The organism is Variovorax sp. 160MFSha2.1, assembly GCF_048305075.1.
In the GTDB taxonomy this organism is placed as follows: domain Bacteria; phylum Pseudomonadota; class Gammaproteobacteria; order Burkholderiales; family Burkholderiaceae_C; genus Variovorax; species Variovorax guangxiensis.
The window spans coordinates 1,547,288-1,561,877 of record NZ_CP157624.1; the positions used below are offsets into that span (position 1 = coordinate 1,547,288).

General features: G+C 68.4%; 7 protein-coding genes. 2 read left to right on the plus strand and 5 right to left on the minus strand.

What is annotated here, in order from left to right; translation table 11 throughout:
* Together ABL838_RS06640 and ABL838_RS06645 are read left to right on the plus strand one after the other, a co-directional pair.
* On the plus strand, nt 1–2,262 hold the full coding sequence (locus ABL838_RS06640) for a YcaO-like family protein (protein WP_418124770.1): 2,262 nt from the start codon (nt 1–3) through the stop codon (nt 2,260–2,262).
* A 209-nt stretch (nt 2,263–2,471) separates the two neighbouring features.
* Nucleotides 2,472–3,131: a 2OG-Fe(II) oxygenase gene (locus ABL838_RS06645; RefSeq protein WP_418124771.1), complete on the plus strand. Its 660-nt coding sequence runs from the start codon at nt 2,472–2,474 to the stop codon at nt 3,129–3,131.
* A 108-nt stretch (nt 3,132–3,239) separates the two neighbouring features.
* On the opposite strand, the gene ABL838_RS06650 is transcribed toward ABL838_RS06645, so the two are convergent.
* From ABL838_RS06650 to ABL838_RS06670, 5 genes are all read right to left on the minus strand, one after another.
* The gene (locus ABL838_RS06650; protein WP_418124772.1) at nt 3,240–5,408 is read right to left on the minus strand and encodes an SWIM zinc finger family protein; all 2,169 of its coding nucleotides are present in this window, start codon (nt 5,406–5,408) and stop codon (nt 3,240–3,242) included.
* Nucleotides 5,405–6,529: a VWA domain-containing protein gene (locus tag ABL838_RS06655; protein ID WP_126023031.1), complete on the minus strand. Its 1,125-nt coding sequence runs from the start codon at nt 6,527–6,529 to the stop codon at nt 5,405–5,407. Before ABL838_RS06655 ends, ABL838_RS06650 begins: the two co-directional genes overlap by 4 nt.
* The gene (locus ABL838_RS06660; protein WP_418124774.1) at nt 6,526–8,994 is read right to left on the minus strand and encodes a DUF5682 family protein; all 2,469 of its coding nucleotides are present in this window, start codon (nt 8,992–8,994) and stop codon (nt 6,526–6,528) included. The genes ABL838_RS06655 and ABL838_RS06660 overlap by 4 nt, the downstream gene beginning before the upstream one ends.
* A gap of 245 nt (nt 8,995–9,239) precedes the next feature.
* Nucleotides 9,240–10,376 (minus strand): ATP-binding protein, encoded by a 1,137-nt coding sequence (locus tag ABL838_RS06665; protein ID WP_418124775.1) that lies wholly within the window; start codon nt 10,374–10,376, stop codon nt 9,240–9,242.
* Nucleotides 10,377–10,384: 8 nt separating this feature from the next.
* Nucleotides 10,385–14,536, minus strand: coding sequence for a DUF4132 domain-containing protein (locus tag ABL838_RS06670; protein WP_418124776.1), 4,152 nt, complete (start codon nt 14,534–14,536; stop codon nt 10,385–10,387).
* Nucleotides 14,537–14,590: the final 54 nt, after the last annotated feature.

Below are 14,590 nucleotides of genomic sequence, written 5' to 3' on the forward strand. Positions count from 1 at the left end.
ATGCCCGAAACATCCCTTTCTATGGGGGATGACAAGGACGCCACCATCTGGTCTGTCGTTGCTGCCAGCTTGGAGGACAAGGATCGCCTGTGTCCTGTTCTGGCGGGAGTGGGCTGGCTTCAGGGTGAGCGCTTGCAGCTGCAACTGGCCGACGGCGACCTGAATGTAGTGGCTCCGTCCCGTCTCTTGCAGCGGGTTCTGAAGAGTTGCAACGGACAATCCAGCTTCAATGACATCGTGGCGCAAGCTAAGCCTGAAGAGCGCGAGGAATTCGCGTCCTTTCTGGACTTTTTGCTGGCTAGGGGAGCATTGGTCGATGCCATCAATCTCGCTGAAAAACTGGCGGGATTCGGCTTTCAAACCAGTCCCATTGGACAGTCTGCGCCTGAGGATCTGACGGATCGTCTACGGACGCGCAAGTCCGCCGCTTTTTCTGCACTACCTCCAAGGGGCGCAAGAATAGGAGCGACGCCTCTCGACGAATTTTTTGCTGCTCGGCGGTCTGCATCGACTTTTGACGATGCCGCTATTTCCGTCGATGTTCTGCATGCGTGGCTCTGGACAGCGGCAGGTGTGGTGGCAGACAGTCATCCACAAGCAGGCGCCGGCCAACAACACCGGACGCTGGCGTCGGCAGGCGGTCTCTACCTGCTGCGGTTTTTTGTCGTCCTGATTCGTTCGGTCGGGCCTTATCCGCCAGGTGTCTACGCCGTGGACTACGGAGCCGCGCGTCATATTGCACTCGAGCCTGTCTCCTCCGATGTGCAACTGCTTTATCGGTGCTTCTTCAAACCGTGGCAACTCACTTTCGCGTGTGGGGCCGTTTTTGTGATGGGGGATGTGCGTACTGCAGCCTTGCGATATCGAAACAGAGCCCTGCCGTACTTGCTTCTGGAGGCGGGTGCGGCGCTTCAGAATCTGGCTCTCAGTGGTGCAGCGATGGGCCTCGGCTCGGCCACGATCGGTGGCTACTGCGAGGAGCATGTCGCGGAACTGTGTCAAATCAATCAACAGATGGTGCTGGGCAGCGCTATTTTCGGAGCCCGTGCCACGCCCGAACAGCGGCAGGCTGTTGCGCTGACTCAGCCGATTGATTTCGTCTGGGGCAATACGCAGGCTGACGAGCGCCGTTTGCCATTTCATGTGGCACGTGCACGCGTCAAGGGAAAGACTGATCCACAGTTCAATACTTTTGGAAAGGATCGGGACCCGCGTCTTGCTTACATCAAGGCACATGCCGAAACGATCGAACGGCAGGCTGCAAGAGAACCCAAAGGCGTAACTGTTGGCCGTCTCGGTGATGTTCCGAACCCCTTGAACCCTGTTTCTCTCGTGGCGTACTCAGAAAGCCAGTACGCATCTGCGGGTTTTCCGTTTGGCAAATTCGATCCGACCTCCCTCCACCGTTGGATATCAGGAATCGATCTGCTGTCGGGCCAAGAGGTGAGCGTGCCAGCCGATCTCGTCTATCTTCGGAAATACATGGCGGAGCGTTGGCCAGTGGCCGGCAAGCCCTTTTCCGAGATGAATTCATCCGGTTGCGCGGCTGGTGATTCGCGCGAATTTGCGTTGCAGGCAGCTCTGCTGGAATTGATAGAACGAGATGCCTTCATGCAGCACTGGCTTGTGCAGCGACCGGGACGAACCGTACCGCTCGAATTTCTGTTGGAAGATGTGAGGGAGCGCATCAATGAGTTGAGAGACTTGGGCTGTACTGTCGTAGTGCAAAAACTCGATTCGGTAGCTGCTCATGCCGTACTTGTTTCCGCCACACATCCAAGCCGATATTTCACGTGTGTTGCAGCTGCCGCGCGTTTCGATCTGAATGACGCTATTGCTGCGGGGCTCGATGAGCTCCAAACCTCGGTCTATACGAGGCTTACTGGTATGGATTATGTGGCCCGCAAACCCGAAGAGGTGACAACGCCGGAGGATCACACGATGCTCTATGCCCAACGTCGCTACTTCGAACGTGCCCATCGATTGCTGACGCCTGTGCACGCAATCAATGGCTCGGATTCGGCGCAAACGGAACCTCATCTTGAGGCGTTGCTCGGCACGTTTGCGCAAAAGGGATTGCGTCCGTGCTTCGTGGACATTACTCCACAGCGCCATTTTCTCGATCAGGGCCGCATTCCAATTTCAGTTGTCAGGGCATTTGTGCCAACACTGATACCCATCTCTTTCGGCTACGGAAGAGAGCCTCGTGCAATGGTGGCGAAGGTTCATCGTTGTTCTTTTTTTCCTCATCCATTTCCCTGAAAGGACCTCATATGCAGAGCTCTCAAGAAAAAAACGCGCAAAAGTCGGAGTTGCCCAAAGATCAGGCAACGCAACAGTTGAAGCAAACGCAACCGGCGTGGCAGGCTACGTTCAGCAAGCGCCTGCCGCATCGCATTGGGGAGCCGCTTTCCTCAAGTGGCGGAGGCGACGGTTGTTCCGCTCCCTGAATTCAGTCGAGGATGGCTGTAATGGCCGTGCAATCGTTCTCCGAGCTGTTCACGATGCAACGTGATATCGGCGCGGAGAACGCTTGTGGGGACGCAGGAGTGTCGGTGAGCGTTCATGACGGCGAGATCGCGGATGACACACTGACAAGCCTTTCGCAGGCCTTGGCGTGGGTTCCGATGTATTTTCTGAAACGGACGGAGCGCGATCCGGAGGCGCACCCGCTCGACATGTATTGGTACTACCCTTTGGTTACGGTCAATGATCGTTACCAGGGTGACGCTGAGCCAGAGCTCGAGGCATTGCCCTCAAATCTGGAAGCGGTACAGCACGTTTGGCGTTCGGTACAGAAAATCGTGCCAGGTACTGTGCGGCTATATGAATGCGAGTACACCGCAAACAGTTTCGGTACCGAGGGACACCCCCATCATGATTCGCCACGTGAAGAACTGCGATCAAGGCATGTGACCGCAATCTTGTACTGCAATAACCAATGGAGGCTTGAATGGGCAGGGGAGACGGTGATCTTCAACGAGCGGCACGATATTCACGCTGCCGTGCTGCCGAAAGCTGGACGAATTTGCCTTATAGAAGGTGATCCATTGCATGTCGCCCGAGGCGTTTCGAGGATCTGTCCCGAGGCTAGGCGAGTTCTTGTTTTCAAGATGTGGAGAGAAGATTGATCAGGGCTCTGCGAGTCTAGGATTTTGTCGTCCGTGCCCGGAATAGATGAAGGAGGTGATTTAGTACCACGCAAAGACCTCCGAGTCCCGAACCCGGGTCAGTTTTTTTCATGCAGGGGCCGACTGCGCCACCCCCTGCATAGCCAACCCCAGCATCGCCAGTTGCCCCACCAGCGCCAGCCGCTGCGCCGAGCGCACGTTCTCGAGCACCGTTCCCAGCAGCGCAGCGCTGCGCCCCAGTCCGGCCTGCTTCAGCCGCAGCACCTGCGCCTGCGCCCGCGACAGTGCGCCGCCGCTCTGGTGCCGCAGGCCCTGGCGCAGCCACAGGGACAGTAGTTCCAGCGTGTCGCCGGCCAGCGCGTTCAGCGCGGGCGTCTCCTCGATGTCGCTTTGCAGGCCCAGCGGCTGCGGTGCGGCGGTCTCTACCTGGAGCACCACGGCGCGCTGATCGGTGAGCACGGTCAGCGGCTGCATGACAGCCTGGTCGCCCTGCAGGTGCACGGTGCCCGCCACCGCGCGCAATGCACCGTGCTCGCCGGCCAGGGTGCGGGCCAGGGCGTCGACGGCACCGGGGGTCACCGAGCGATGCGGCAACGCCAGGTGCAGCCACGATGCGTTGTCGGCCGCCGTGTCCTCCTCATCTTCCGTTTCCGGCGCCTGCCCCAGCCGCGCATGTAGCACCTGCGCCGCGGCATCCCACTGACACGATGCTACTTCCATGCGCTCGAAGGCCACCACGTGCAACTGGCCGGATGCGCCGGCCGAAGCGCCGCTCGCGGCCTGCCTGGGCTTCACGAAATCCGGCTGCGCCTCGCGCAGGTGCGCCACCAGCGCGGCCACGCTGTGCTGCCGCAGCGGCGCGACGAGGTCGTCCCACGACTTGGGCGACAGCGGCAGCACGCCGGTCTGCCGGGCGCCGGCGGTGATGTCTACCAGCCCGTTCGCGCGCCGGGTGGCGGTCTTGGTGATGACCTGTCCGCTCGCCAGCTGCCGCAGCGGAAAGCCTGCGACGCGCCGGTTCATGAGGCTGGGCGGCGCGCCGCCGGCGGCGGCGTCCGCCGTGCGTGACCACTGGCGCTCCAGCACGGTCACGTTCTGGGTGTCGGGGTCGGCAAAGAGGATGCTCGCGCCTTCGGCCGTCTCGTCGGACCAGAGCTCGGCGCCGAGCGAAACCAGCCGCAGATGGTCGAGCGCGACTTCGCCTTTCACACCGATGCCGAGGATCTGGCTGGCCGGCAGCGCGGGCCGGGCAGAAGAGCCATCCGGCGGATGGTCCGCGTGCGCCGCCGCCTGCAGCCGCGCCCACAGCTCGGTCGTCACGCGCAGCAGCCGCAGCGGCTCGAAGCGGCTGCTGCGCGCCTGTTGCGCCTGCAGGAGCTGCCAGAGTTCGTCGAGCGCGTCGTCCACCCAGCTCCAGCCCAGCGTGCGTGCCTGTTCGCGCACGGCCTCGAAGCGGGCGGCCAGCGCCATCGCGGGTTGGCTCGATCCGTCGAGCCAGAGCGACAGCAGCAGGGCGTCGATGCCCGAGCGCAGCGCGACGGCTGTCTTGCCCTGCATCACGGAGGTCGCCGGCGATGCAACCGAATCCTCTTCAGACGACGCGGCCGGCTGCACCTCGACCATCACCTCCGCCGAGCCCGGCTCCAGCGCTCCGGCCTGCCGGAACGCCCACAGCGCGATCACCACGTGCGCGCAGCCGCCGCCCTGCTTGCAGTCGCAGCGCGCATGAACCAGCGAACTGCGCGAGAAGAAACGCACGCTGCACATCGGCAGGCGCGCCACCGGCGGCGCGCTCGCGCTGCGCCAGGCCTGCACGCCGACCACGGGACGCGCGGCGGCGAGCTTGACGGCCTGGTCGAGCACCGAGGGCGCGAAGCTCGCGGCCAGCGCGGCATCGTCGAACTGCGCGGGGCTCCAGGCGGCGTCGGGCTCGGGCGGTGAAGTTTCGACGGACGCGATCGATGCAACGCCCGTCGCGGGCGCCGCCTTCGCAAGCGCCTGATAGGCCAGCACCAGCATGACCCGGTGCCTGCACATGCCGCTCGCGGGGCAACTGCACTGCGCGTCGCGCAGCGTGCGCCCCGGCGGCAGGCTGGTGCGCACGCCGTCGTCGAACTGCGCCTGCACCGTGCCGTCGGCCGTGGTTTCCATCTTCGGCAGCAGCCCGGCCGCCACGTCCTTCTGCGCGCGCTTGACGAAGCCGGCGTTGGCCAGCGCGGTCAGCGCCTCTGGCGTGAGTTCGAGCAGGTCGGCCCTCGATGCGATGTCGCCGCTCATCCCTGCACCTTCTCGGCCAGCCAGCCGGCAAGCTGGCCCGGCGTCATCGCGCCGATCTGCGCGCCTTCGCGCACCAGCCGCGCCGCCATCTCGCGGTCGTAGTTGGGCTCGGCGTTCGAGTCGAGCGCGGCCAGCCCGAGCACCTTGGCGCCGGATTCGACCAGCGCCTTCACGCGGCGCACCAGCTCGTATTCGCTGCCGCCCTCGTAGAAATCGCTCACCAGCACCACGATGCTCTTCGATGGGTTGGCGACCAGCGACTGCGCGTAGGCCACCGCCTTCGCGATGTCGGTGCCTCCGCCGAGCTGCACCTTCATCAGCAACTCCACCGGATCGGAGACGTCGGCGGTCAGGTCGACCACCGCCGTATCGAAGGCAACGAGCCGCGTGCGCATGCCGGGCAGTTGCCACAGGCAGGCGGCCATCACCGCGCTGTGGATCACCGAGTCGACCATCGAGCCGCTCTGGTCGATCAGCAGCACGATGTCCCATGGTTCCGCATGCCGCCTGGTGCGGCTGATGAACACCGGCCGCTCCACATAGAGCTTGCGGCGCTGCGGGTCGTAGCGGTGCAGGTTGGCGGCCAGCGTCTGCCGGAAGTCGAAGTTGCGCGCCACCTTCATGCGCGAGCGGCGGCGCCTGTCGCGGCTGCCGCTGAAGGCCTGGCGCACTTCGGTGGCGAGCTTTTCCATGATGCGCCGCACCACCTCGGCCACCAGCTTGCGCGCGGCGGCCAGCACCTCGGGGTTCATCAGGTGCTTGGTGTGCAGCACCGCGCGCAGCAGCGATTCCGAAGGCTCGATGCGCTCCAGCACTTCGAGGTTGGTCACCACCTCGTCGATGCCGTAGCGCTCGACGGCGTCCTGCTCCAGCCGCTCGATCACTTCCTTCGGAAAGAGCGTGTGGATGGTGTTGATCCAGTCGGGCGTGCTCAGCGACGACGGGCCCAGGCCCGCGCTGCGTTCGCCGCGGCTTTCGCGGTCGGTGTCGCGGCCGTAGAGCCAATCGAGCGCGGCGTCGGCGGCCTGCGCCTCGGCGCTCAGTCCGCCACAGGCCGATTCGGCCGGATCGCCCAGCAGCAGGCGCCAGCGCTGCAGCGGATCGGGAATGTCGAGGCTCATGGGCGGGGCGCTTTCTCGGTGTCTTTCTCTTCTTCGTCTTCCAGCGTCACGCCCCAGGCGGCCAGGCGCGCGAACACCGCGTCCTCCACCCGGCGGGCTTCGGCCAGTTGCTCGGGCGGTGCCTCGCCGCTGCGGTGGGCGGTGAGGGTGCGGCGCGACAGGTGCGTGGCGTCGTGCAGCGCCAGCACCTGGTCGGCGAGCAGGCCGCGCTCCTGCGGCGGCAGCCAGGCGAAGGCGGCGCGCAGGCTGGGCATGGCGCGCACGAAGTCGGCGTTGTCCAGGGCCTGCACGGTGCGGTCCATGCCGGCGACGAAGGCGGGCTCGGACGCGAGCTGCTCGCGCGCAAGCGCCAGCAGACCGGTGAGCGCATCGCCGAGCACCGGCGCGGGCAGCGACTGCAGCAGCTGCATCGCCTCGGCCGCGCCGCTCTCGCCCTGCGCATGCGGGTCGTCGGTGCGGCCTGCCAGGCTCAGCGTCGCTCCCAGCGCAGCGCCTCGGCTCAGGGGGGAAGCGGCGGGGTCGGCGGCCTTGCGCTGCCACACTGCGAGCGCGCGGGCCGGCTCCAGGTCGAGCAGTGGCTGGGCGTCCGAAGAATGATCCTGCGCATGCGCCAGCACGTCGGCCACGATGCGGCGCAGTGCCAGATGCCCTTCGAGGTGCGACTGCATATCGGCCGGCGCGATGGCCGCAGGCGGCTCCAGCAGCCACAGCGCGCGGTCGAAGCCCGACTCGATCACCACGCGCAGCACCGGCGCGTCGGCCATGCCCAGCATCTGGCCGTGGCGCAGCAGCGTGTGCAGCACCGACAGGGCGGGGCCCAGCGCCTCGAAGCGCGGCTCGGCGGCGATCGCGCCGCGCAGCTCGCGCAGCAGCGTGTCGCTCAGCGCGGAAAGCCCCGCCCACGCGGCCTGGTTGAGGCCCTCGGCCAGCGGGCCGATGCGGCCCTGGGCCTGGCGCAGGTCGTCCTCGAGCCGGGCGCGCGCCGCATCGTGGAGGCTCGCGCCCCAGGCGCCGGCCTCGATCAGCGCCGCCTGCTGCTCCAGCGGCTCCGAGAGCGACCACAGCTCGGTGCGCTCGCCCGACATCGCGAGCTTCGGCCCCTGCGTGCGCCGCACGCCGGGCAGCCGCAGGATCGCGAGGCGATGCAGAACGCGGCTCCTCGCGCGGTCGGTTTCGGTGAGCAGATCGAGTTTGAGCTGGCCGCGCAGCGCGATGCCGTGCGCCGCGAGCTCGGCCTGCGCGGCGGCCACCAGCGGCGGCTGCGGCGTACCGGGCGCGAGGCGGCCGACGGTATCGCCGGCCAGCACGTCCATGGCCTGCACCAGCACGGGGTCGGTGCCGGGACGCATCTTGCCGCGATAGGTCCAGGGCAGCGGCGCGTCTAGCGCGTCCTTGACCAGCGCGCCGGCCAGCGCGTCGAGCCAGTCGGAGCGCAGTGGCTTGTCGTGTCCGCGCAGCCGCGCGAGCCCTTGGGCGCGCAGGTGCACGGCCATCAGGTCGGCGGTGGAGGCGGGCAGCTTCTTGTCGCGCAGGCGCTGCATCACCAGCTGCAGCGCGCGGTGCGCGGCGCCCTCGGGGCCGTGGTCCCACACCCACTGGTAATAGGCGGGCGAGGGCATGCCCGAGGCATAGCCCGCGAAGGCGTCGAGGCGCTTGAAGGTGTAGGGCACGAGATAGGAGCCGAAGCGCAGCGGGGCCTGCGGACTGGCTGGCTGGACTGGTTGTGCCTCGTCGTCATCCTCGTCGGTGGTCTCCGGCGAAGGCTGCGGCGTCTCGGGCAGCGTAGCGGGAAGGCCCTGCCACAGCCGCGCGAGCGCCGGCGCGTGATAGCCGCCGCACACCACCAGCGCCTGCGCGCGGCCGGGTTCGCCCGGCTGCGCCATCGCCCATGCGATCCAGCGCGCCATCATGTCCTCGCGCGCCTGGTTGCCCTGCGAGCCGGGGTCCTGGCCGCGCAGGTGGTCGAAGTAGGTGGAAAGGCGCTGCGCGAGTTCGGCCACGTTGCAGCCGTCCTCGAACAGGTGGTCCCACAGCGCGTCGCGGCCCTGCACCGAGAGCTTCTCGGTCAGCGCGCGCTCATACGCTTCGGCGCGCTCCTCGTGCTCGTGGTCGGCCACGTCGGCATAGCGGTTCTCCATGCGCGAGAAGGCGTCGTGCCAGGCCGGCAGGTCGATGAAGCGCACGGTCGATCCGACCTCGCGCGCCACCTGCAGCGCCTGCCACTCGGGCGAGTGCTCGGCGAAGGGCGACCACGAGCCGCGGTGCGTGCGGTCGCTCGACAGATAGCTGTAGATCGCCACCGGCGGGCTGTGCTGCAGGTAGAGCTCGTCGAGCCGCTCGTTGAAGTCGGCCGGGCCTTCGATGAGCACGTACATGGGGAGCAGCGCGCGGATGCGCTCGGCCACCAGCCGCGCGCAGGCCGGGCTGTGGTGGCGCACGCCCACGATGTGCGGAAATTCATTCATGGCCATTACCACGGCGCGCCAGGCGAAAGCGAGGGCCCTGCGCGGAACACCGCGGAACCGGCTTTGCCGGGCCGCAGGTGTTGCCCCCTGCAAGGGGGCTGGCGAAGCGACACGAAGTGCGCGAAGCCTGGGGGTGAGTCCGAGTCCACCGCGGAACCGGCTTTGCCGGGCCGCAGGTGTTGCCCCCTGAAAGGGGGTTGGCGAAGCGACACGAAGTGCGCGAAGCCTGGGGGTTTGCTCATATATCAGGGCAGGCGGTGGCGGGCTTCGTAGTACGCGCGCCAGTGGGTGCCGCTGCGCTTCGCCGCCTTCTGCTCGAAGTAGCGCCGCAGCTTCGCGCGGTCGTCCGCGTTGTCCTTCACCACCGTGCCGGCGATGCAGTCGACCAGGTCGGCCGGCGAGCCCTCGCGCTGTTCGAGGAACCATGCGCGCACGCCCACCGCGTGCGCCACGTTCACCGCCTCGGCGGTGGACATCACGGCGGTGAGCCGGTCCATGGCTCCGTCGCTGCTGCTGCCGCCGTCGCCCTTCGCGGGCGCGCCGCGCAGGTCTCGGAAGGTGGACACCAGCAGCTCCAGCACGGGCGCGGGCACCGTCTTCGGAATGCCGCTCTGCGCGAGCAGCCGAGCCGACGACTCCTGCACCAGCGCCAGTTCGCGGTCGAAGTCGAGGATGGGGAACACGGTCTCGAAGTCGAAGCGGCGCTTGAGCGCCGCGCTCATCTCGTTCACGCCGCGGTCGCGCGTGTTGGCGGTGGCGATGATGTTGAAGCCCTCGCGCGCATACAGCATGCCGTGCTCGCCCGAGAGCTCGGGCACCGCCATCACGCGGTCGGAGAGCATGCCCAGCAGGCAGTCCTGCACCTCCAGCGGCGCGCGCGTGATTTCCTCGAAGCGCACCACCTGGCCCTGCTGCATGCCCAGGTACAGCGGCGCCGGCACCATCGCGCGCGGGCTCGGCCCCTCGTTGATGAGCAGCGCGTAATTCCAGCCGTACTTGATCTGGTCCTCGGTGATCGAGGCGCCGCCCTGGATGGTGAGCGTCGAGATGCCCGAGATGGCGGTGGCCAGCAGCTCCGACAGCATCGACTTCGCCGTGCCCGGCTCGCCCACCAGCATCAGCCCGCGCCCGGTGGCCAGCGTGACCAGCATGCGCTCGATGCTGGCCACGGGCGCGACGATCTTCGGCGCGATGTCGAGCGCCGCGTCGCCCAGGATGAACGAGCGCGCGGCCTTCAGGCTCAGCGCCCAGCCCGGCGGGCGCGGGTCCTTGTCCTGCGCGCGCAGGCGGGCGAGCTGGTCGGCGTAGAGGATTTCCGCCGGCGGGCGCTGCAGCGCGGCGGAAGCGGAGGTGTCTTTGGATGTCTTGCTTGCGGTGGCCATCTGGTCGTTCAGGCGCGAAGGCCCTCCATGTCACGAATGAGTTCGCTCGCCGAGATCGGATCGAGCCGGTCGAGCGTCTCCGCGTTCTGCATGTTGCCCCAGCCCGAAGGCTTGCCGACCTGCACTTCGCCGAGTTCCTGCTCGGGGTACTCGTCGACCATGCCGACGATGATGCCCGGGTCGAGGTACAGCTCGATCACGCGGTCGGTGCCCAGCGGCTTGGTGAAGTACCAGATGCCGCCGCCGTCCTGCGCCTCGCCGCGGCGCCAGCCTTTGTTGACCAGGCCGAGCACGCGGCCGGTGGGCACCTTGGCCTTCTTCCAGCGTTCGAGCTTGTTGCTGCCCTTTTCTTCGTCGGTGAGCGTGTAGACGTCGCGGCCGATCTGCGCGAAGGGCTGCAGCAGCTCGTAGTCGGCGAACACCTGGCCGAAGGCGGCTGCGTCGGCCGCCGAGAGGTCCAGCGCGTGCGGCACGCCGATGCGGATGTTCTCGCCGGTGGGCAGCTCGAACGCGTCGTCCTCGGCCGTGGTGTAGCTGCCATCCTCCGCCACGCGGAAGCAGGCCTTGAGCGTGCCGCCGTAGCTGCCGCCGCCGGCCACTTCGTACACGCCCCAGATCAGGCGCTGCACCAGGTGGCGCACCAGCGGATGCTCGACCAGGAAGGTGCGGAACACGTCGGGCGTCCAGCGGCGGCGGGTGCACATCGCGACCTCGAGGCGCAGCAGTTGCTGGCTCGCGATGGTGCGCGCGTCCTTCTTGAGAAGCTTGAAGCGCTCCACGGCTTCCTTGCCGAGCTCGGCGTCGTCGGTCTTCTTGGGCTTGGGCAGGTCGGGCAGGCGGGCGCCGGCCACGCCGTCGGCGCCGATCTCGCGCACGTAGGGCTTGAGCGTCTCGTCGAAGCCCACCTTGAAGGCGCGCGGGCCGAAATCGAGCCGCATGGTGCCCTGCTCGTCGAGGCCGAGGTCGGGCGCGAGCCGGTCCTCGAGTTCCTCGGTGCTCAGGCCGCGCGCCTCGGCGATGGCGTCGATCTTCTCGCGCGCCTTGTCCTGCAGGCCCTTGAACTTGACCTTCTGCGCGATGCCGTTGAGCAGCATCAGCGCCACGTCGCTGCCGATGTTGGCGAGCACGTCCAGGCCGGTGACGGCGCGCGCGTGCGCCGCCTCGCCGGGCCAGGCGCGTATGAAGGGCGTGAGCCTGCGCGCGGTGTCGTCGTTGCCCAGGTGGCCCAGGCTGGTGAGGGCCCAGCCTTCCTTGCTCGGGCCGCTGGCTTCCAGCCATGCGGTGAAGGCGTCCCAGGCGAAGTCGGCGAGCGAGGCGGCGTCGCAGGCTTCCTTGACCACGGCGATGCCTGCGTAGACCTCTTCGTTGGTCGGGAAGGTGAGCATCTGGCCCAGGTGCTCCAGCGCGTCGTCGGGCAGCGCCTTGCCGTTCTTCAGCACCGGGCGGCGCCAGCCGCGCGGCTGCCAGAACTCGGGCAGCTTCGCGCGCTTGGTGGGGAAGCGGTCGAGCGGGCTCTCGTCGAGCACGGCGCGCAGCGCCTCCACCACCTCGGGCCTGCCATAGCGGCCTGCCACTTCGAGCAGCAGCGCCTCGTGGCCGTTGGCATGCAGCAGGCGAAGCGCCGAGCCGGCACAGTCGCGTGCCTCGCCGGCCTTGCCCAGCGCGGGCGCGATCAGCCCGCAGGCGGCGTGCTCCGGGAACTTCAGCAGCCATTCGCGCCCGGTGGCGCGCAGCGTCTTGAGCTTGGCGAAGGCGCGCGCGGCGGGCAGCGCGAGTTCGGGCGCGCCGTAATAGAGCGCGAAGGACAGGTTCTCGCCCGGCTTGGCGCGCACCATCGACAGCAGGCCCGGCAGCACCGCCAGGCCGTGCGTCGCGAGGATGCGGCCGATGCCGTAGTCCTCGGCCTCGCCGGCGATCGCGTTCCAGAAGGGCACGCCGACGGCGGCCGGCAGCATCGCGGCGTAGTCCGACTGGAAGCGGAACCAGTAGTAGCGCTCCTTCTTGCGCTCGACCACCATCGCGCGCCAGCTGGCGATGAGCGCGTCGGCATCGCCGGCGGCGACCGCGGCCACGGCCGCTTCGTTCAGGCCGCGCAGCGGCTGCTTGCTGCGGTCGAAGCCCAGCTCCTCGAGCAGCACGCGCACGTCCTGCTGCGCGCTCGAATGGCGGCTCTTCTGCCACGAATTGGCGCTCAGCGCGTTCGCGCGCGCCGCCTCGTCCCAGCGCTCCACGGGCGCGAGCGCCAGCGGCTCCAGCACCAGCGCGCCTGCCGCCTTCTTCTGCACCTTGGCGAGCCACGGCGGCGCGACCAGCACGCCCGGCAGCTCGTCGGCGCCGGCCACTTCGGCGGGGCCGGCCAGCAGCGCGAGCTGGCGGTCGATGACGGCCTGCGCGCCGGCATCGAGCCAGGGCCGCAGGGCGTCGATCGAGCCCGCGTGCGCGCGCAGCAGGCGCGTGAGGCTGGGCGTGACGAGGTTGGCGTCCTTGCCGCCGGCGGCCACCAGCCGCGACAGCGCCACCAGCGCCGCCTGCGGCCAGCGGTCGACCGAGAGCGCCAGGCGCGCGAGCGCCGCCTTGGAACTGCCCGCCACGCGCGCCAGCGCCTGCACCGCCTCGGGCGTGCCGATGGCGGCGAGCCCGTCGCCGGCCTCGTCGCTGGCCGCGCCACGCTCCAGCCCTTCGACCGCATCGATGCCGCGTTCCTGGATCAGCGTGGCGACCATGTTGTCGTGGCCCCAGAAGCCGGTGGAGTAGCCCACGCGCGTCTTCGCGGCCAGTGCGATCGCGGCGGGCTCGGTGGCGGTGAGCGCCAGCCAGTGCAGCGTCTCGGGCGTGTCTTTTTCGGCCGCGAGCGAGTGCGCCAGCGCGTTCGAGATCTCGGGCGCATCGGGCAGCAGCATCGCGATGATCGGCCGGCGGCTCGCGTGCAGCTGCGGCAGGGCCGCCTCGATCCGGTCGCGGGCTTCCTGCCAGGCCTCCTGCGGGGCCGCGGCCAGCTGGCGCCGCATGGCCTGCTCGCCCTGGCCCAGCGGGCCGCGCCAGCCGTTGCTCATCGGGCGGGTCACGGCGCTGGTGAAGCGGCTCTTGCGGGTCTTGGTGCTGTGGCTGTAGTCGGTCTCGACCTGTACGCGCTGCGCGTCGAGCATGACGCCGGTGGCATCGGCCAGGCCGTACTGCGCGACCAGGTAGTCGACGATGGCCTCGGCCGGCTCGCTCTCGCCGTAGTAGCCGGAGGTGCTCAGCGCGAGCGCGAGCATCAGCGCGTCGGCTTCGGTGTCGGGGCCGGGCGCCGAGCCGGCGGCCGGCGCGCCCACGCGCTCGACCACGCGCTGCGCCGCGGGGCGCAGCGCCGCTTCGGTGCCGTCGAGGTCGATCGAGCCTTCCAGCTTGCGCTGCGCCAGGAACCACGCGGCCGTCACGCCACGGCTTTCCACCGGCTGCGGAAAGCGGCGCGATGCGAAGGCCACGCGCCGCATCTCGGGCGTGAAGCGCACCGGCGTGCCGGCGGCCAGCCAGGGCGGGGTGTCGGTTCCGGCTGCCGCATCGGAGGAGGGCAGGGCGGCCGGTGCCCCGGTGCCGCCGGATGCGGCCGCAGCTGCGAGCTGGCGGGCGATTTCCCTGGCGCGCTTGCCCGGCGTGGCGGTGGTGCCCCAGCCGGAGAGCAGGCCCTGGTCCTTCAGCCGCTTGAACGCGAGCGCCGCACCCTGTTCGCTCACGCCGTGCTGGCGCTTGAGCACCGCCGCCGAGATGGCATCCGTCGGCTTGAGCTGGTCGGCCTCCAGTTGTGCACGCACGGCTTCGAAGACACGGTCGGCCTGCGCGTCGATGCTCTCGGTGGGGGCTGCCGCCACCGGCTCCTGCGCTGCCGCCGCTGCTGGTGCTGCCGCTTCCGCCTTCGGCGCCGCCTCGGCCTTGGGCTTCGCCTCGGTCTTGCCGATGGCCGCGTCTGCGGCCACGCCGACTTCGCTGTAGCCCTTGCCGGTCTTCTCATTCACCAGCTTGGTCAGCGCAGTTGCCGCCTTGGCGGCGTCGGCGAACGACTTGGTCTGGCTCTGGCCCGCGGTGCCGATGCGGCCCCAGCGGATGTTGAGCTCGGTGTCTGCCTGCTCGATCTCCCAGAATTTGCTGGCGGTTCCCTCGATCAGTTCAAAACGGCGCATGGAAAAAACGTCCTCCTGTGAATCGATGAAGAGCGGTCGGAGACGGCGGCCCCG